This is a genomic window from Paenibacillus sp. LX16 (assembly GCF_036252815.1).
In the GTDB taxonomy this organism is placed as follows: Bacteria; Bacillota; Bacilli; order Paenibacillales; family Paenibacillaceae; genus Paenibacillus; species Paenibacillus polymyxa_B.
In genome coordinates, this window is sequence record NZ_CP141152.1 from 695,344 (window position 1) to 713,999 (window position 18,656).

Genomic DNA, 18,656 nt, shown 5'->3' on the forward strand with positions numbered 1-18,656 from the left:
AGCAAAAATGATTGTTGAAGGCTTGTACATAAAATATACATAAAAAAATACGGCCCCCGAAAAGCTTGGAGGCCGTGTTGTATTGGCTATACTCATCTGATCTATGAAGCTTGAAAAGTCTTATTTAAGCATACGTACCAGCAGTTCAGCCATCTCACCTCTGCTGATGGCCGCTTTTGGCTTGAGTGTTCCATCTGGATAACCGCTGATCCAGCCGGAGGATACCGCATTTTGGAATGCTGCGGAGGCCCATGCTGAAATCTGCTGCTCATCCTTGTAGGATTGCAGTGCAGTAGTGCTGGAAATGGATGTCTGATTCTGCATCGCGTGTGACAGGATCTCCATCGCCTGTTCACGGGTAAGGCTCTCATCAGGTCCGAAAGTTTGAGCGGTTAGCCCTTGAATCCATCCCTGACGGTGAGCAGAATCCACAGCTGATCCAGCCCAGTGTCCCTTCATATCTGTAAATGAGGCAGAACGGCTCTCATCTCCAGCAGTTCCCAATGCTCTGGTCAGTATGGCTACAAATTCTGCACGGCTTACAGCGCGCTCAGGGCGTATGTTGCCGTCTTTATAGCCTTGTATCCAGCCTTTGTCTGCAAGAGATTGCAGGGACTTCGCTGCCCAATGGCCTTGTACATCCGGCCATACCTGAGCTAGCTCTTGCGAATCTGACGAATTGATTTGGTCATTTTGCACACTGGTATGATCGGTTTGAGACTTTGCGTCTGTGGCGACGGCAAAGGTACCTAGCTCGGTCGTATTCAGACTCACACCCGACAAAATCCCTTTTGAATCCATTACAGCATTACCTTTTAGAATCTCACGCTCGCCATTCTCATGAATAACAAGAATGGAGAACTGGGGCTCTGCATTGTGTAAATCACCTAGGGATTCGTTATCCAGCGGTAGAATGATCGACGAGGTCCCTGTCACATTGGCTTTGATGTCTGTAACCGGACCCATCAGCGTCAGGCTGGATTGTTGCTCGGCCCAATCGCGGATCTGCTGTGCACGTTGTACATCTACCTGCTGGAATGACAATGTAACGTCCTGCTGGCCTGAGGCCATGCTGGTTAAGGTGTCACTGGATATCAACAGTGTTCCATATCGGGATATTACCGATGCACCAATCTTATCCCATTTATTCAGTAAAGAATGAGAAAGGATAACACGACTCAGTTGCTTCTCCTGCTCCAAACGAATGTCTGCGTATGCTTTGCCTTCGCGAAGTGCTTGTTGGATCTGCTCATCCAGGAATGCCGGCGAAGGAACAAAGAGGGAGAACTCTTTCCCTTGTTCGGAAAATCCGATCTGTGGTACGAAAGCAGATAGCTCCTCATTCTTATCTTTGTTAGATTTGCCTGTGTTCGCAATTACTTTGGCAGGGACGGTGACTTCTATGGCTTGCGTCAAAGCATGAGAACCATCGCTTACCCTCATAACATCCAGCATGATAGTTACAACGGAAGGAGTATCTGCTTGAACAATAGTTCCGTCTGTACGCACGATGTCTGGCTGGCTACTGCTGCTGATGGTCACACGGAAACCATCAGGTACGATAGGCAACCTGAGCAGTGTATCACTTGTTGTAGGAGTTGCTATGCTTGTGATGGAATCCGCAACACGCTGCGCGGTTAACCCTTGCGGATACACTAGCCCTGACGGAGCGCTTTTCATACCATTTACGTTCTGCAGCACATAGTAGCTGGCTCCTTCAGGAACAGGTGTAAATGTATATCTTCCCTCTCCCGAAGCAATTCCTTCCGCTATAAGCTCCTGCTGGGCATTGTACAGCTCAAGCCTTGCGCTCGGCAACGCGCCTGTAACGATCAATGAGGCTATATCCTCATTGCCTGCTGCAGCTGTAACAGCACGAGGCAGCACGTTTATACGGCGTTCTGCCGGTTCTGCCGTCCAGCCCCCATTGTCGCTATAAGCATAGTTCAATACGTATACGCCAGGTACATTTGTATCAACATTCCCACTACCTGAAAGCTCAGGGATCAGGATATTGCCGTATACGCTGTCCAGTACGCTGGCTCCTGGATCAGTGAAGCTATCGCCGGTTTCCAGAACAATTGGATTACTGCCGTTCAATCGTACGTAAGGTGTATTCGGTAATGCCTTCAGCACTGTGATCGTGAATGTTCTTTGTACAGAAGCTGCACCTTTAGAAATAATGGCAATTAATTGTACATTCACATCACCGTCTGTATATTTAGGCCGATTTACCTGACCACTGTTGCTGAGGATATCTGGTTGATCCGAAGACCAGTCGATCTGGGTGTCAAATGCTCCTGTAAGAGGCAGAGCGATGGAATCCTTAATCCCTTGCGGATAATCCAGATTCAGTGTATTTGCTGCCAAATTTACGGCTTCATCAGCGCTTACAGGCAGTGCGGGCACGAGCAGGCTGAATGTTTTTCGTAGCTCAATCGCGCCTCGTGATACAACTGCTTCCAGCGTGATGGTCTGATCGCCCTGTACATAGCTTGGGAATGTTACATGCCCAGTATGATCCAAGAACTGGGGTTGATTCGATGACCATGACACCTGAACACCATTCAGAGCATCTTTTGGCAAATATACGTCTCCCGTTACTGTCGTCATCGGCAGTTCAAGTGCTTTGTATGCTGCGTCTACGGCTTCAGTGTCGCTCATCGGCAGACGGAGTACGTGTGCAGTAAAATCCTTTGTTTTCGTTAATCCTGCAAGTTGCAGGGTAGCCGTTAGGGTAACATCCGTATCTCCACTGTTATAGGAGGGTCTGGTGAGTGTTCCATCTGCTGCAATGACAAGAGGTTTGGACGAGGACCATTCGATCTGCGCTCCACCATTACCGGATAAAGGGAGAGAAATATTTTCTGTTAGCGCAGACAAATCGCCAAGCGAGAGGGTGTCTGCTGCTTGATTCAATGTATCTTGAGCAGTGATCTTCGATACGGTAACCTCAAAAGTTTGGGTATCTGAGGCGCTTCCCTTCGCAATCGTTGCAGTCAGTTTTACTTTTCGGTCACCCAGATCATACTGCGGGCGTGTGACAGCCCCCTCGTTCGTAATGATGTTAGGAGTATCCGAACTCCAGCTCACCGTCGTATCATTCAACCCAGCGAGTGGCAGCGTCAGCTTTTGGGATACCGAATCAGCTGTATCTCCAGGTGCGAAGCCTAATGCAAGAGCAGCTTTTGCCTGTGCAACTCTCTCGGCATCGGTAAGTATGTTCACTTTAACCTCTGAGGGAGTGCTCTCCCCCTTAGCATTTACGGCCTGAACCGTGTAAAGGGCTTCACCTGGTGGCAATGCTGAAGTGTCTATGAATTGAGTTAAGCTGCCTGTGTAGAGCGTTATACCATCTCGTATGACTTTGTATGAAGTTGCATAAGGAACAGCATCCCAGCTTAATTCCACTGTGTTTCCATTTTTGGTTCCTGTAAAATGACCCGGAGCCTGTGGAACGGGCAATCGCTCGCCATAAGCTGCGAATTCCATGATGGAAGCCCATTGATTGTTTCTCGCATTTCCTTGATCAATAGTTAATCTCAAGTATCGTGTAGTTACAGGAGTAATGCTCTTTTCAACATTAGAGCTCTCATTATTCTGGACGGTATCAACAGTCACCCAATTACTTCCGTTGCTGCTTGTTTGCAATCGGAAACTGTATGGATCACGTTGATCGTTCCATCCATAATGGACACCCATACCTGTAACAACGTATCGATCTACGATATACCAATCTCTCAAGTCTACCTGAATCCATTTCTCACCGTCGCTGGCTTGATACCAGCGGCTTGTCGGCCCGATTGACCCATCCACAGCTCTGGAGGGATCATAGGGCTGGCTATAGCCACTGGATGTGGTTGGTTTATTAAGTACCACATTTTCCCAACCGGCAGCATGGGCCTCATTCGTCCCTATGAGCAGGAACGCACCGCCGATGAATGGCAGCAGTGGAATCAGCACACGGTAGGGTTTTAATTTGTTGCGTGTGAAGTTATTTCCTTCGAGCACGCTATCACCTCTTCTTTATTAAATAGCACACTATTGAGCGTATTCATATTATGGGCGGGACGGGTATGCCCCTTCGGTTGCGATGTAGTAGTTTACATTTGGCAACGGGGAAGCCCCACGCAAGTCAGGCAATGCAAATGTGTTCATTCCATCGCCGCCAAAATTAGCGCCCAGCAGACTGAATAATGTAGTATTCTGAGAAATGCTCAAAATCTGGCCCTCGCATTTTAGCCATCCCTTAGGAGCGAACATGTAAGGATACATCGTAATTTCCCCTATATAAGGCTCGGGCGATGCTTGAGCCTGTTTAGGGCTGATTGCCGTTCCTCCTAACAAAATGACCGCCAGCAGACTCAATACGGCGGCTTTCTTCCAAAAATGATTCTTCATACCTACAACTCCTTTTTAGATTCGAATAATGGCCCACGAATTCAACAAATTTGTGACATTAGTCATAGAATGAATAGATATTATCATGGATTTCCACTTTTGCAATACAGTTCATCTATCAAATTCACCTTTTTATTCCTTTTGTGAGTAAAGAAATTTATTCCATCTGGTCCATCTTTCATGCATCTTTTTTCTAATCCAGGTAAATCTATATACAAATCCTATTGAAGTGAGGGAGGAAAGAATGTGTGGCAGGTCATCGGAACTCATGTGCCCAAATGGACCGTGTGGATAGAAGCCTTCTCTTTGTTCATCATCCCTTTGATTATTTTCCTGACAGTACGACAACTTAAAGCGCTGGATGGTCGAGAGAGCAGACGTATGGAACGATTAAAGCTTTTAGAAGAAGAAGATCGTTCGGAGCAGGCAGATCGTAATCCGTCTGTAAGTGAGGCAGAGAAGGCAAAGGGGACCTTTACTGAAGATTATGAAGCCAATGTAGCGAAAATCAGACAAGCCGTCGCGGATATGTCGGATGTGAACGAACGATCTATTTTTCTGGGAAAACTGAACGCTGTAGGTACACTTTTTTTTGTGGATGGATTAACGGACAAGGTTGGCATGGATCAGAACATTTTAAAGCCACTGATGGATTGGGGTAACTCAGGACAAGGCGGGGAGGATCTTCCGAGAGGAAAAGAGCTTCGGGATATGTTTTTTCGTCAGGTCATGCTGGTATCGGAGACAGAGTATACGTTAGAGGTGCAGTTCTCCTTGCAAAAGGTGCTGTTCGGTTCTGTCATACTCATAATTCAGGGTATACCCGGCGCTTTTGTGCTGGGTACACCCAGAGGGAATACACGAGGGGTGGAAGATCCTATATCGGAATCGGTGCTGCGAGGACCGCGAGTGGGTTTTACCGAGACCCTCAGCGATAATACGGCAATGCTGCGCAGACATGGAGAAAGTACAGAACTGGCCATGTCGTCCTTCAAAGTTGGAAAAAGAGTGGAAAAACAGCTAATGGTGGTGTATTTCAGAGACATTGCCGACCCGGAGCTTGTGGATGAGGTGAAGCGGCGGGTCAAAACCATCGATATGGATGAGGTATTAGAGTCGGGCTATGTGGAGCAGCTTATTGAGGATAATTTTCTTAGCCCCTTTCTGCAAATTCAAAATACGGAGAGACCGGATCGGGTCATGGCTGCATTGCTGGAGGGACGTGTGGCGATTCTGCTGGACGGTACACCTTTTGCGCTTCTTATGCCTGTAACGTACGGGATGATGCTCCAGTCCCCCGAAGATTATTATGAACGATGGATACCGGGTTCGCTTATTCGATTCCTTCGTTTTATGGCAACTTTCATATCGCTGTTCGCCCCGGCGCTCTATATCTCCTTTATCTCTTTTCATCCCGGATTGATTCCAACCAAGCTGGTCATTTCCATTATCAGTGCAAGACAGGGGGTTCCGTTTTCGACGCTGGTTGAGGCCCTGATTATGGAGATTTCTATCGAAATTTTACGTGAGGCGGGACTTCGGCTCCCCAAACCCATCGGTCCAGCGATGGGCATCGTCGGCGGTTTGATTATCGGACAGGCCGCTGTTGACGCTGGGATTGTAAGCCCGATTCTCGTTATTGTGGTGGCTGTTACGGCGATTTCTTCCTTTTCAGCCCCTGTATACAGCGCTGGGATTTCCATGCGTGTCATGCGCTTTGGGGCCATGTTCACGGCGGCCACCTTCGGGTTGTATGGCGTGATCATGTTTTTCCTGATGTTGAGCATTCATATGGTTAAATTACACAGCTTCGGTGTGCCGTTCCTGAGTCTGACGACCCCCCGTTCGTTGAAAGACTGGAAAGATTACTTCATACGAGCACCGATACAATTTATGAAAAACAGACCCATTCTATTGAAGCATAAAGATCCTAAGCGACAAGGATGAGCTCGACACAGGAGGGAGCAAGATGGCCCGTGGGAAAAAAGCGGATAAAATTACAACGTTGCAGACAACGGCAATTGTGGTTTCCTTTATGCTGGCTGCCGGGTTGCTTACCCTTCCCAGAGTAGCAACTGAAGTTGCAAAAACACCGGATGCGTGGATATCTGTCATTTTAGCAGGGGCGGGCACTTTCCTGTTCGGATGGATTATGATCAAACTAAGTTCAAGGTTTCCAGAAAGTACCTTTTATCAGTATGTTCAGCGGATAACAGGCAAAGTCATTGGCAAAGGGATTGGTATGCTGATTGTTATTTATTTTGTTTGTATAGCCGCATTTGAAATCCGATCTGTGGAGGAAGTAACGTCGTTCTTTCTGCTTGAAGGCACTCCGGCGTGGGCGATTTCAGCACCTTTTATGTGGCTCTCTCTGTACCTATGCATGGGAGGGGTGGGCTCATTGGGGAAAATATGCCAATTAATATTCCCCATTACGGCAGCTATCTTTTTGTTGATATGCTTGCTGAGTTTAAATATTTTCGAATTGAATAATTTGCGTCCTGTCTTGTCGGAGGGGATGATGCCCGTGGTTAGAACGCTCAAGACTACAATCCTGACATTAACGGGGACAGAGTCCTTGCTGATTATTCTTTGTCGGATGGAAAAACCCGAGAAAGCAACCAAGGCAATCGGACTGGCGATCGGGATCGCGGTCTGTTTTTATACAGCTACGCTGATCCTGTGCATTGGCGCTTTTTCGTTCGAAGGAGTATTGAGCAGAACCTGGCCATTTTTAGATTTGGCTCGCAGTTTTGAAGTGGAGTACCTGTTATTGGAACGGTTCGAATCCTTATTGTTGACCATTTGGATCATGCAAATTTTTTCCACATTTAGTATTGCTTTTTATTGCGCTTCGCTCGGAGTTTCTCAAATTTTGAATAGCTCTTATTCCAAGACGCTGTTCATTTTGCTTCCGATCATCTACTTCCTGTCCCAAATTCCGAAAAACCTGAATGAGCTATTTTCTTTTGGATCGGTCATCGGGAATGCAGCTTTTGTTTTGTTCGCTCTGCTTCCACTGCCACTGCTGCTTATTTCTCGCTGGAGGAAGGTGCGGTCATGATAAAGGCTCGGTCAGGGTTACTCGGAATGACGGCACTCCTATTATGCTGTACACTTTCAGGCTGCTGGAGCAGTTCACCGGTGGAGGATCTGAATCTGGAGACAGGCATTGCTATGGATATAGCGGAAGAATCTTTGCAAGAAGAACAAATTAATCGAAAAGGAGGAGATTATCCAAAGAAGGAGTTAATTACAGGAACCTTTCAATTTATCATTCCAGAAGAAAGCGGTGGCTCCAACACTTCTTCTCCACAAGCTAAAAAATTTTTTAATATTACGGAAACGGGAGATTCCATTTTTGAAATGATCAGAGAAATTTCATTACGGACCAATCGTCCTCCCATCGGGCAACATTTGAAAACCATTATTATCAGCTCCAGTCTGCTTCAAAAGATTCCTTTGTATGAGTTGCTGGACTTTTCCTTGGGGGATAATGATATTCGGCTCAGCGTACAGTTGCTGATTAGTACAGACAAGGCGGGGAATACGCTTCAGGAGAAAATTCCTGGTCAGATTCCTGCTTATATTTTAAAGGATATATTCCAAAACCGTAAACGGAACGCACGGTTGATAAAGCCCGTGGCTTTGGCTAAAGTGATCGGACCCATGAAGGGTGAAAGAAGCTTTATATTACCTAATGTCATTACGGCGGAGAATGAAATCAAGCTCGCAGGTGCGGGAATCATCAAGGGAAAGACACAAACCTACGGTGGTTATCTGAAGGAGTCAGAGGTTGAGGGTCTCATGTGGATCAAAGGCCAACTGGCTGGAGGCGTGCTGAAAAGTAGTGATCCCCAAACCGGTAAAAATATAGCTTATGAGATCAAAGCGGTGAAAAGCAGGATCAAGGCCAACGTTCAGGGGGACGACATTTCCTTCCAAGTAAAAATGACCTCAGAGGGACGTGTTTCCGAGGTTTTTAACAAGAAAGAAAATTTGCGTAGCAATGATGTGCTCGGACAAGAAGAGAGTATCTTTCAGGAGAGAGTGAATTCATTAGCTGAACAAACTGTAGCCAAAATGCAAAAGCTGCAGGCTGATGTTGGAGGTTTCGGAGAAGCGTTGAGGATTCAACATCCTAAAGTTTGGCGTAAGGTTAAAGAGGATTGGGATACCACTTTTAGCACCATTCCTGTACGTTTTAGCACAGATATCCATATTGAAGATTATGGCTCTTCGATTACGACGGCAGACTAGTTTGCACCTATTTAGAAAAACCTTCAATACCACGAATCTACGTGGCGTTGAAGGTTTTTTAGGCTATTCAAACAGGGACAGTGTTTCTTCCAGCCATGTAATATAACTTTCTTCCCGATTAATGGCACGGCTCAGCACCAGATAATGCCCGAATTGATTAGAACCGGGGGCTTGAAGGTTCTCGTCCAGCCGTTGGAGGGATTTCTTACTTTCGTACAGATACTCCAGCTTCTCTTTACGTTTGGTTATCTGGTCCTCGAACAATCGCTTGTTCTCTTCTTTGGGGATAGCCGCTGAAAAATACAGCATGAGCATAAACTCATCCTTTTCCGTTTCTGGTAACTCTTTGGGACTCAGAAGCCATTCGGTCAGTTCTTGGGTTCCTTTGGGGGTAATGCAGTACAGCTTTTTTTCCAGCTTGGCTCCTGTAATGGAGGTGCGATATTCAATAAGCTCCTCTTCGGTCAGCCTTTTTAACTCGGGATAAATCTGACTGTGTTTGGCGCTCCAAAATTGTCCAATTTCCTGCTTGAATTGACTCGTAATATCGTAGCCGCTCATTTCCTCTTTATGAACCAGGCCTAAAATAGCATATTTTAATGTGCGTTTCAACGTAGCTCTCCTCGTAAAACGGTATTTGACACTAGTATACCACAGTGCTACAATTTATATGTATTTAAAAACATGTTTATATTTACATGTTATAAGTTGATTATTTATTTACTTTGTTCTCTTATTTAATTCATGAAAACTTAAAATTTAGGAAAGAAGGATGCAAGATGGACAAGTTTATCGGTAGCCACATGATCTACACCTATGAGAATGGTTGGGAGTACGAAATTTATATTAAAAATGAAGATACGATTGATTATCGCATTCATAGTGGAATGGTAGGCGGACGCTGGGTACGTGATCAGAAGGTCAATCTGGTGAAGCTGGTGGAAAATGTGTATAAAGTATCGTGGACCGAACCAACAGGCACTGACGTTTCTCTGAACTTTATGCCTGAGGAAAAACGTATGCACGGCATTATTTTCTTCCCTAAATGGGTTCATGAGCATCCGGAAATCACTGTGCGCTATCAAAACGATTTTATTCCACTGATGGAGGAATCACGTGAAAAGTATGAAACGTATCCGAAGTATGTGGTTCCTGAATTTGCAGATATTACATTCATCGAAAATGCGGGTGTGAACAACGAACAATTAATTTCCCAAGCACCTTATGAAGGAATGACAGACGATATTCGTGCAGGTAAACTGCAAGTGTAATTAACTCTGTGCTAAAAGTGTAAAAGCCTGGCCTGTGATAAACAGTCTCAGGCTTTTTTACGTGAACTGGAAAGTAGATTGCTAATGGAGTGGTGGACGATATTTAGAATGAATAGTAGACCAGGCCATGCTCGATGAGATACGAACGACTAATCCGAGGGGGGAGGAGGGTCGCTGATGGGGAGAGAATGTGCAGGTTCGCATGGGTAGTCAGATCGGATAAGGCAGATAGAGCCAGTTCTGTTTTATCAGGTCCCCAGTGATCAGCGTGGTGCTGAATATATTGCTCAGCCTCGGTTAAGGACAGACCTTTGAGCGAGGTAAATACGGAAGCCCAGCGTACGAGGTCAAAGGCGCCTTTAACTTCAGGTAACTCATATTCCGCCAGACCTTGAGCGCCGTTACACAACATAGTAAGCAAGCCACAGCAATGGTGTTGATAGGGTTTCGAGTCAGGAAATTGACGATAGTCGTATTGAATCATTTCCATGGAACCAATGCGTAATTGAGTCGCTTGGGACGTTGTGGGCTGGGCAAGCGTCATGCTCATGCTAGAATGGCCTCCTTCTCGGGTTCACTGTAAATAGGGATGGAAGAATCATACGTCACAGCGGATGTAATGTAAATCACGAATACAAGTGTAAAATGAGGATATGTAGCGGAAAACGAGCTTTAATGCCAATGGAAACGGATACTTGCATCCATATCTTTTATTATCTTGGGGAGCGTCTTTATATCACAAAAAACAACCCCGGATCTCCCCAGGGTCGCCTCTACGAGAAATATAGTTTTGCACTTCACAAAATGCTTGTTTTGCTGGTCACACGGGTGTGACGTCCTGAATCGCGTCTTCTTCTTTCCAGATCACGTTCTCGCGATAGTTTGATCCCCAATCGTACATTGCTCTCAATACCGGAATCAGGCTTTCGCCATGCTCTGTCAGTGAATATTCCACATGCGGAGGGACGACGGGATAGACTTTACGCAGAATGAGTTTATCTTCTTCCAGTTCGCGTAATTGGTTGGTCAGCATTTTTTGCGTAATATGGGGGATCAGCTTCTTCAATTCACCGAACCGCTTGGTGCCTTCCATACCGAGATGCCACAAAATAATCAACTTCCATTTTCCACCGATGACCGCGAGAGTCAATTCCTTATCACAATTAATCAGCTTCAAATCAATCCGGTCTTTTACAGTAGTGATATTCATCGACCTCCTGTCCGTAGTTATTCCAAGTATACTATTTATAGCTACTATACGCAAAAGGATATACATCCATTTTGGAAACTATGCCTACGCTTGGGTACAGATAGACCGGACAGTGAAGCATGATGATTACGCAGGACCGGAAAACAGGACTGTAACATTCCCTAATATGCATAATTCCAGAAAACTGAGGCGCTAAGAAGGAATCACGATCGTATTAAAGGACTCCGGCTCCAGCTCCAAGCGGTGTGTTGTTTCGCCGAGAGACAGATTCAGCACACGCGATTCCTTGAACGGATTGGCGATGACTACCACCCTTTGCCCGTCTGTATTTTGAAAAGCAACCGCATTTCCAGTCCATGAGCCGCGAAGTCCGATGCGTCGGGCACCCGGTAATACAAAATGAGAAAAATGCTTCATGACATAATACTCTGGATTCAGGATAGGTTTTCGATCCGCTGGATCAACGGTAATCATCGAATTTTGCTCCCAGCCCCATGTGCTCTTGCCTTTCGGTTCCAAAACCATATTCCAGTAAATATAAGCATTCACACCATTGGTGAAGTAGTGCTGGTACAGATTATATACATATTTAGCGTAGTCCCATGAGTTTTCTCCGTTACCGCATTCATTTTCGGTTTGCATGTAACGAAGTTCAGGATAGCTGGCTACGGTGCGCTGAATGGCATTTTTGCCTGCCCACTGGTAGCCTACGCCTTTAATATATTTGTAGGCCTCCGGGTCACTTAACACGGTATGGGCATACTCATCAAATCCGGTCGAAGTCTTCTTTATTAATTCCTCCCACGGATCGGGGGCATTAATGGTGCCCAGCCAGATTTCCGTATCCAGTCCGTGTTCTTCAAAAGCAGGGCCCAAATAGTCGCGAATAAATTCACGCAGCTGCTCTCCGGTCCATACACAGGAAGGGAATTTTTGATCGGCAATGACTTCATTTTGGACATGAATCTGATGAATTGTAATACCTGCCTCTCGATAAGCCTGAACAAATTTGACAAAGTAAAATGCATACGCTTTCAAAATATCCTTTTCCCAGCGCAGCGTGCCGTAATTGTAGGCTTTCGGTGATTTCATCCATGTCGGCGGACTCCAAGGTGAAGCGAACAGCTTCAAGTCCGGATTGAGTTTTAACGCTTCCCGAATAAAAGGAATGAGATACTGCTGATCACGTTCGATGGAAAAATGCTTCATCTCCACGTCACCGTCTGTTTCATTGTGGCTGTACCACTCCAGCGCGTAGTCACTCGCTCCAATAGGAAGTCGGCAAATGGAAAATTTGTGCTCGCCCTCCGGGTGAAAGAGAGAATGGAGCACCCGATCTCGTTCGTCCTTGTCCAAATGGTTCAGGGCCACATAACCTAATTCATTAAAACAGCCACCAAAGCCTTCGACAAGCTGATGTATTTCTCCCGTAAGGGTTAGGTTGGCACTCTCTTGGGTATGGGTCAAATGATGAGCTTGGGATTGCCAAGCATTAGCTTTGGAAGTGGAAAACCACTGAATGGTTTGATTACTCATGTATTACCCTCCTGTTCAATCTTTTTGTATCTCTTCTTATTATAGGGTAGGATCATAGGAGATGAGATGGTCTAAGCCAAGACAAATTTGCCCTAATCCAAGGTTGAATTTGTGGATGAAAACTCCTGCTGATAAGAAGTGTCAAGAACACATAAAGTACACATGTCTTTGATATGCTGGTGTCCTAGAATGACCGAAAGAGGGAAGTCGATTGAAGAAAAGGGTTCTTCTCGTCGAGGATGAAATACGTATTCGTGAAGTGATCGCGGATTATTTTAAACAAAATAATTGGGAAGTCTATGAAGCAGGCAATGGGAAAGATGCACTCATCTGGTTTGATTCGGTGCAGCCGGACCTGATTATACTCGATATTATGATGCCGGAGCTGGATGGTTGGGAAGTATGCCGTCAGGTACGTAGCCATTCAGGGGTGCCGATTATTTTGTTGACGGCCAAATCCGGTGATGATGATAAAATATTGGGCTTTGAGCTGGGGGCAGATGACTATGTGACTAAACCTTTCAGCCCCAAGGTACTGATAGCCCGCGCGAACGCGCTGATGAAACGGGTGGAGGGACATGTACAGCCGGAGTCGCATATTTTGCGGTTCGGCAGTGCTATGCTCAACACAATGGCTCATCGGCTTGAAGTAGATCAGGCGGAAGTCGAACTGGCGCCCAAGGAGTATGAGCTGCTGCGGCTGCTTATACATAATAAAGGCATAGTCATTTCACGGGATGCGATACTGAACCGGGTGTGGGGCATCGACTTTGAAGGAGACACACGAGTTGTCGATACGCATATCAAAAAGCTGAGAAATAAGCTGGGTCGTGAATCACGCCATATTCGCACGGTTTTTGGTACAGGCTACAGGTTCGAGGAGGAAGAATGAACAAACGGGGAGTTACCTTTAAGTTGTTCATTATGACAGTTGTGTTTTTTCTGTGTTTTTACGGTATGGTGATTTTAAGTCAATTTCTGTTTTTTGAAAATTTTTATCAGAAACAAAAGATTGGTCGTGTAGAAAGCCGCTTGCAAAGCTTCGGTCAAAGTTATGTCCAGGAGGCTTGGGGATCGGGCAGGGTTTCGCGTGAGGCAGCACGCTTTATGCTTCAGAATAAAAACCAGTTGGCGATTGTAACGCTGGACGGCAAAGTAAAGCTGGATGATGCGTTTCATATCAATCTTAGAGAAACGGATGGTAAAATCGTTAAAATATCGCTGTCTCTATTTATGAACGAGTATGGAGATGAGCTGAGAGCTGCCCGGATTCAGCCCGGTGATCAGGTCACTGTTGAGGGTGAGGTGTTGGGAACAGACGGCATCTCTTCCGCCAATTTAATTTATCCAACCGGTATACAGAAGTTTGGCTTCAAAAGTATAGGATCGACTTCGGAACAAGCAAGCACAGAGGACAGTGTAAGGTTGTCCGGTACGGTGACAGAGATTGTACTGCCGGATCTAAAAACATGGAGTCAGCGACAAGGTCTACTGTATAGTGCGCTGGAGGAATGGTTTCCTTTATCCCAGGATCATCTGGAGAAACTTAAGAATTTCGAAGTGTTGGAGGAAGAGTGGACGGAACCTTGGACAGGGGTACGTAATGCAGTCATAGTCCATCCTGTTCGTCAGAGCACAGGCGAGATCGACCTTCTGTTTACAGTGACATCATTGCAGGAAATCAGTGAGACGAATGAAGCTCTGCGTTGGTTTTATCTGTACCTGGGAATCGGGGGATTTGCACTCATTCTGATTTTGTCCCTGTTCTATTCCCGAATGGTGACGCGTCCGCTCATTGCTTTGAATAATACCGCCAAGCGGATGGCCAAGCTCGATTTTACAGCCCATACACCAATTCGGCAAAATGATGAGCTGGGCAGCCTGTCCTACAGCATGTATACCCTATCTCAGAACCTGGACACGGCTTTGCGCGAGCTTCAGGAGGCCAACCAGCAATTGGTGGAGGACATGGAACAGAAGCAGAGGATGGAGGCTGTGCAACAAGACTTTTTTGCCAACGCTTCTCATGAGCTGAAAACCCCGCTGAGTATCATCAAAGGCTTCGCAGAGGGGCTACAAGATGGAGTTAGCGCAGGGAAGCAGGATCATTATATGAAAGTCATCATAGAGGAAGCGGACAAAATGGAGCGATTGGTCAAGGACATGCTGGACCTCGCCAAATTGGAATCTGGAACCCTCAAGCTTCGCAAGGCGACTTTTATATTGAGTGAGCTGGTCGAGGAGGTTGTGGATAAACTATTCCATTTGTTGAAGGAGAAGAAACTGGAAGTGGTCATTATCCCTGCCAATGAGCTGCCGACTCATGCCGATATAGGATGGATGGAACAGGTGATTATCAACTTTGTTGTCAACGCCATACGGCATGCTGAGGAAGGAAGCTCGATCACGATTCGAATTGAAGGCACCGGAGAGATCAATACGTTTTCCATTGAAAATAAAGGTGAGACCATTCCTGACGATCAGCTGGAGCAGATATGGGATCGCTTTTACCGGGCCGAGCTGTCCCGAAGCCGTCAGACAGGTGGGACAGGGCTCGGGCTGTCGATCGTCAAACGAATTTTAGATTTGCACGAATTCCGCTATAAGGCGGAGAATACCACTGACGGCGTCCGTTTTGTTGTTATATTCGGAGGCTAAGCTACGGCAAAGGAGTTAAGAGTATGAAATGGAATTGGTTGCCCTCACTATGCACGATTGCAAACCTGGGGGCAGGGGTCTTATCCCTGTATTTCACGATTCATGAGCAATACATGACCGCCTTTATTCTCGTGGTGGTGGCTGCTTTATGGGATGTATTAGACGGTTTGCTGGCAAGGCTGATGCATTGCTCCAGTGATTTTGGCAAGCAGCTCGATTCGCTGGCGGATGTGGTCTCGTTTGGTGTTGCTCCTGCTTTCTTGATCTTGTTATACAAGCTGGGAGATACCCATTGGATAGGACCGCTTGTAGCTGTTTTGTTTGTCATATGTGGTGCGGTGAGATTGGCGAGATTCAACCTGCTGGCCTTTAGCAAAGGCTTTGTAGGCATGCCGATCACAGCTGCGGGTGTGATTTTGTCCTTTATGTTTTTATGGAGTGAGCATTTGAAGCCGGGGTTGTTGCTTACGTTAATGGTAGTGCTGTCATTCCTGATGGTTAGCCGTATTCCTTTTCCGTCCTTCAAAAAATAATCGGTCAGGAGGTGGCGCCCCTATGGAATGGGTCATCAGCATGATTACACAATACGGGTATATCGCTATTTTTGCTCTTCTTGCTCTTGGGATTATTGGCCTACCGGTTCCAGATGAAATTATTATGGTGTTTGTCGGCTATTTATCTTCTATTATGGTACTGAATTACTCGGTCTCTATATTAGTCAGCTTCATCGGTGCAATGACAGGGATGATGATCAGCTACACGCTAGGCAAAAAGCTGGGTCAGCCCTTGGTGGATAAGCACGGAAAGTGGGTTGGATTGACACCGAAGCGATTTGCAAAAGTTAAGGGGTGGTTTGCGCGCTTTGGGTTGTGGACCATTTTGTTTGGTTATTTTATCCCAGGAGTCAGACATGCGACAAGCTATTTGTCGGGCATTAGTGCGATGCCTGTCCGAAAATATATGCTGGTGGCAAGCGCAGGTTCTCTGATATGGACGCTTATTTTTATTTCCATTGGTTATATTGCAGGGGCGAATATAAACTTTCATTAAGGTGACTCCAAAAGTAATGTAGCATTTTTCACGTATACCACCGATAATATAAATAAAGATGATAGGGTACAACCAGTGAGGGGATCTGTATTGAATGCATTAATGAAGTATATTGAAAAGTTACCTGGTTTTCTGCAAATGATCTTGAATATCTCGCTATTTCTGGTCGGGCTGATTTTAAGCTTCTTACTTCTAAAAGAAACATGGTCCATTTTTTCTTATGTTTTTTTGTACACAGAGGCCGACAAAAATTACTATGAATTCACGGAAGAGTTGCTTGTATTCTTTTTGTATTTTGAATTCATAGCATTAATAGTTAAGTACTTTAAAACCAATTTTCATTTTCCATTACGTTATTTTATCTATATTGGGATCACGGCTGTCATCAGGCTCATTATTGTAGATCATGATGATGCTAAAAATACATTCTGGTGGTCTATTGCTATCCTAGTCATGGTAGGTTCTCTATTGATCGCTAACAGTAAATTGTTAAAAAGAGAAAGTTGATGCTCAGGAAGATTGCAAAGTTGACAGTCAAGTGGGAGAGAGGGAATAAAGACGAATGGTAAGAAACTGGATGAATCATGCGGGCGTCAGGCGGGTAGCCGTCCTTGCGATAATCGTTTTGCTGTTGTTTATGTTAAGAAGCATGATGAATATTATGTTGTTAACACTGCTGCTTACGATCTTGATTGGTAGTATATATAACGGAGTAAATAAGCTGGTCAAGCGGTTCGTCAATGTGCCGTCAATGATCGTGCTACTACTGGTCTACGGGTTGCTAATTCTGATTATGGTGTGGGGCGTTTACCGAATGGTGCCGCTAATCATTGTACAGGTCAAGCAGGTGTATCTCATGATACAGCAAGCGTATATGTATCCTGATCGTAATCAATGGAACGAAACGATTATCGAATTTATGGACACGCTGAATGTTCAGCGGCTATTTGAGCCTGGCCTGAGTGCAGTGATGAAGGTCAGTCAATTGGGAACACAGCTTCTGGTGTCGATTATTTTGAGCTTGTTCTTCCTGATGGAAAAATCCTATATTACACGTTTTACAGCTACGTTTGTAGATAGCAAGCTGGGTTGGTTTTTTAAGGAAGTGGGTCATTTTGGCCATATGTTTCTGGGTACGTTCGGGAAGGTATTGGAGGCTCAACTGCTGATTTCACTTATTAACTGTATATTGACCACGATTGCGCTCTGGATTATGGGCTTCCCTAATCTGCTCGGTCTTGCACTCATCATTTTCGTACTGGGATTGGTTCCGGTGGCAGGTGTGTTTATCTCACTGGCACCCCTCGGCCTGATCGCTTTTAGCGTCGGGGGAATCAATTATGTGATTTACTTGGTTATTCTGATCGTAGTTATTCATGCGATTGAAGCCTATTTCTTAAATCCGAAGCTGATGTCATCCAAAACGAATTTACCGATCTTCTTTACCTTTGTCGTACTTATTTTCTCTGAGCATCTGATTGGAATTTGGGGCTTGATTGTAGGTATTCCGTTGTTTGTTTTCTTCCTTGATCTGATTGGGATAAAACGCAAGCAAGAGAAGGATACTTGATTCAGCACTACAGATTCCACCCTAGTATAGTGACTATTGATGTATCACAAATGCCTGCGAAGCCGCAGGCATTTTTTTATTGCCCTTTTGTTCATAGGAAGAATCGCTGACGTTCATCATCATGCAGGAGGTGTCCAACGGTACACTTCGCTTTCTTGGGGATAATGAATGCCGTCAGGGTAACTAATCAGCTCGATAATCATTCCCCAGGGTGATCTTCCATATACAAACTGGTTACGTGCTCCTGCTTCAATTCCGGTTAGCGCATGTGGACGCGACAAGAGTGTTCCTCCGGCTTGTTGAAAACGTGCTGCTGCCACTTCCATGTCATCCACGTAGATAGCAAAATGCTGCAGACCATAGTCTGCTAATTGGGTAGCAGGGGCTTGCGGGGTATTTTCCAACTGAAACAGCTCAATACCCGGTCCTTCATGGATGCGAAGCAGACGAATGTGAATGATGCGTGCGTCTCGTTTGAGCCCTAATTGCTGTTCGGCTTGTTTTCCTTCTTGCGGAGGCTGCTGCTTGTTGAGGGCATCGTAGCAGATGTCGGCCCCGAAAGCGTCCTGTAAAAAGGTCGTCGCCTGTTCCACGTCAGGTACCGTGATTCCAATATGGTCGATTCCGCGTGTGGGATGTTGTTTTGGAGTCATGTGTACATCTCCTCCTTCTCGTATCTATTGTTTTTACCCATTATCTA

General features: G+C 45.6%; 17 protein-coding genes. 10 read left to right on the forward strand and 7 right to left on the reverse strand.

Annotated elements, in window-relative coordinates:
• Positions 1 to 120 precede the first annotated feature (120 nt).
• Complete coding sequence (locus tag T3H97_RS03115) at positions 121 to 4,011, reverse strand: immunoglobulin-like domain-containing protein (RefSeq protein ID WP_328801659.1); 3,891 nt, start codon at positions 4,009 to 4,011, stop codon at positions 121 to 123.
• Positions 4,012 to 4,059: 48 nt separating this feature from the next.
• Positions 4,060 to 4,401: a phage tail protein gene (locus tag T3H97_RS03120; RefSeq protein WP_328801660.1), complete on the reverse strand. Its 342-nt coding sequence runs from the start codon at positions 4,399 to 4,401 to the stop codon at positions 4,060 to 4,062.
• 246 nt (positions 4,402 to 4,647) lie between these two features.
• On the opposite strand from T3H97_RS03120, the gene T3H97_RS03125 reads away from it, so the two are divergent.
• Genes T3H97_RS03125 through T3H97_RS03135 form a run of 3 tightly spaced genes read left to right on the forward strand, consistent with a single transcriptional unit; the run spans position 4,648 to position 8,661 of the window.
• Positions 4,648 to 6,348, forward strand: a complete 1,701-nt coding sequence (locus tag T3H97_RS03125) for a spore germination protein (protein ID WP_328801661.1) — start codon at positions 4,648 to 4,650, stop codon at positions 6,346 to 6,348.
• A 22-nt stretch (positions 6,349 to 6,370) separates the two neighbouring features.
• Positions 6,371 to 7,465 carry a GerAB/ArcD/ProY family transporter gene (locus T3H97_RS03130; protein ID WP_328801662.1) on the forward strand — a complete coding sequence of 365 codons (1,095 nt, stop codon included), beginning with the start codon at positions 6,371 to 6,373 and terminating at the stop codon, positions 7,463 to 7,465.
• Entirely contained in the window at positions 7,462 to 8,661 is a 1,200-nt protein-coding gene (locus T3H97_RS03135; protein WP_328801663.1) for a Ger(x)C family spore germination protein, read from the forward strand. The genes T3H97_RS03130 and T3H97_RS03135 overlap by 4 nt, the downstream gene beginning before the upstream one ends.
• Positions 8,662 to 8,724: 63 nt before the next feature.
• Here the strand turns inward: T3H97_RS03135 and T3H97_RS03140 are convergent, their stop codons facing one another.
• A complete protein-coding gene (locus tag T3H97_RS03140; protein ID WP_328801664.1) occupies positions 8,725 to 9,273 on the reverse strand; it encodes a PadR family transcriptional regulator in 549 nt (182 codons plus the stop codon).
• 167 nt (positions 9,274 to 9,440) lie between these two features.
• On the opposite strand from T3H97_RS03140, the gene T3H97_RS03145 reads away from it, so the two are divergent.
• Entirely contained in the window at positions 9,441 to 9,932 is a 492-nt protein-coding gene (locus tag T3H97_RS03145) for a phenolic acid decarboxylase (RefSeq protein WP_104497281.1), read from the forward strand.
• Between the two features lie 103 nt (positions 9,933 to 10,035).
• On the opposite strand, the gene T3H97_RS03150 is transcribed toward T3H97_RS03145, so the two are convergent.
• From T3H97_RS03150 to T3H97_RS03160, 3 genes are all read right to left on the reverse strand, one after another.
• Complete coding sequence (locus T3H97_RS03150; protein WP_328801665.1) at positions 10,036 to 10,482, reverse strand: hypothetical protein; 447 nt, start codon at positions 10,480 to 10,482, stop codon at positions 10,036 to 10,038.
• 270 nt (positions 10,483 to 10,752) lie between these two features.
• A complete protein-coding gene (locus T3H97_RS03155; protein WP_328801666.1) occupies positions 10,753 to 11,142 on the reverse strand; it encodes a winged helix-turn-helix transcriptional regulator in 390 nt (129 codons plus the stop codon).
• Positions 11,143 to 11,334: 192 nt separating this feature from the next.
• Positions 11,335 to 12,678, reverse strand: coding sequence for a glycoside hydrolase family 30 protein (locus T3H97_RS03160; protein WP_328801667.1), 1,344 nt, complete (start codon positions 12,676 to 12,678; stop codon positions 11,335 to 11,337).
• A gap of 211 nt (positions 12,679 to 12,889) precedes the next feature.
• Between T3H97_RS03160 and T3H97_RS03165 the strand changes: the two genes are divergently transcribed.
• The 6 genes from T3H97_RS03165 (at position 12,890) to T3H97_RS03190 (ending at position 17,956) form a co-directional block, all read left to right on the forward strand.
• Positions 12,890 to 13,570 carry a response regulator transcription factor gene (locus T3H97_RS03165; protein WP_328801668.1) on the forward strand — a complete coding sequence of 227 codons (681 nt, stop codon included), beginning with the start codon at positions 12,890 to 12,892 and terminating at the stop codon, positions 13,568 to 13,570.
• Positions 13,567 to 15,336: a sensor histidine kinase gene (locus T3H97_RS03170; protein WP_328801669.1), complete on the forward strand. Its 1,770-nt coding sequence runs from the start codon at positions 13,567 to 13,569 to the stop codon at positions 15,334 to 15,336. Before T3H97_RS03165 ends, T3H97_RS03170 begins: the two co-directional genes overlap by 4 nt.
• A gap of 23 nt (positions 15,337 to 15,359) precedes the next feature.
• A complete protein-coding gene (pssA, locus tag T3H97_RS03175) occupies positions 15,360 to 15,869 on the forward strand; it encodes a CDP-diacylglycerol--serine O-phosphatidyltransferase (protein ID WP_328801670.1) in 510 nt (169 codons plus the stop codon).
• A gap of 22 nt (positions 15,870 to 15,891) precedes the next feature.
• Positions 15,892 to 16,386 carry a DedA family protein gene (locus T3H97_RS03180; protein WP_250243084.1) on the forward strand — a complete coding sequence of 165 codons (495 nt, stop codon included), beginning with the start codon at positions 15,892 to 15,894 and terminating at the stop codon, positions 16,384 to 16,386.
• A 90-nt stretch (positions 16,387 to 16,476) separates the two neighbouring features.
• Positions 16,477 to 16,893: a phosphate-starvation-inducible protein PsiE gene (psiE, locus tag T3H97_RS03185; RefSeq protein WP_029515864.1), complete on the forward strand. Its 417-nt coding sequence runs from the start codon at positions 16,477 to 16,479 to the stop codon at positions 16,891 to 16,893.
• A 55-nt stretch (positions 16,894 to 16,948) separates the two neighbouring features.
• The gene (locus T3H97_RS03190) at positions 16,949 to 17,956 is read left to right on the forward strand and encodes an AI-2E family transporter (RefSeq protein WP_328801671.1); all 1,008 of its coding nucleotides are present in this window, start codon (positions 16,949 to 16,951) and stop codon (positions 17,954 to 17,956) included.
• A 119-nt stretch (positions 17,957 to 18,075) separates the two neighbouring features.
• Here the strand turns inward: T3H97_RS03190 and T3H97_RS03195 are convergent, their stop codons facing one another.
• Entirely contained in the window at positions 18,076 to 18,609 is a 534-nt protein-coding gene (locus T3H97_RS03195) for a VOC family protein (protein ID WP_272639825.1), read from the reverse strand.
• Positions 18,610 to 18,656 lie beyond the last annotated feature (47 nt).